The organism is Pseudomonas sp. 06C 126 (assembly GCF_001855215.1).
GTDB classification, from domain to species: Bacteria; Pseudomonadota; Gammaproteobacteria; order Pseudomonadales; family Pseudomonadaceae; genus Aquipseudomonas; species Aquipseudomonas proteolytica.
Window position 1 is genome coordinate 1 of sequence record NZ_MIFU01000029.1, and the last position, 378, is coordinate 378.

Below are 378 nucleotides of genomic sequence, written 5' to 3' on the forward strand. Positions count from 1 at the left end.
TTGATAGGTTGGGTGTGTAAGCGCTGTGAGGCGTTGAGCTAACCAATACTAATTGCCCGTGAGGCTTGACCATATAACACCCAAGCAATTTGACTACTCGAAAGGGCATCAGATTGCGGTGTGTGAAGACGAAACGAACCGAAAGTTCGATTCTTGCAAACACCGACTTCTATTACATACCCAATTTGCTGAAGCGAGGCCAGCTGGCCACGACTCAGTACCCGAATTTCTTGACGACCATAGAGCATTGGAACCACCTGATCCCATCCCGAACTCAGTAGTGAAACGATGCATCGCCGATGGTAGTGTGGGGTTTCCCCATGTGAGAGTAGGTCATCGTCAAGATTAAATTCCGAAACCCCAATTGCGAAAGCAGTT

The 378-nt window shown here is 48.1% G+C and carries 2 rRNA genes; both read left to right on the forward strand.

Annotated elements, in window-relative coordinates:
• A 23S ribosomal RNA gene (locus BHC62_RS05365) occupies positions 1-73 on the forward strand; the annotation flags it as partial.
• 156 nt (positions 74-229) lie between these two features.
• A 5S ribosomal RNA gene (gene rrf, locus BHC62_RS05370) occupies positions 230-345 on the forward strand.
• Positions 346-378 lie beyond the last annotated feature (33 nt).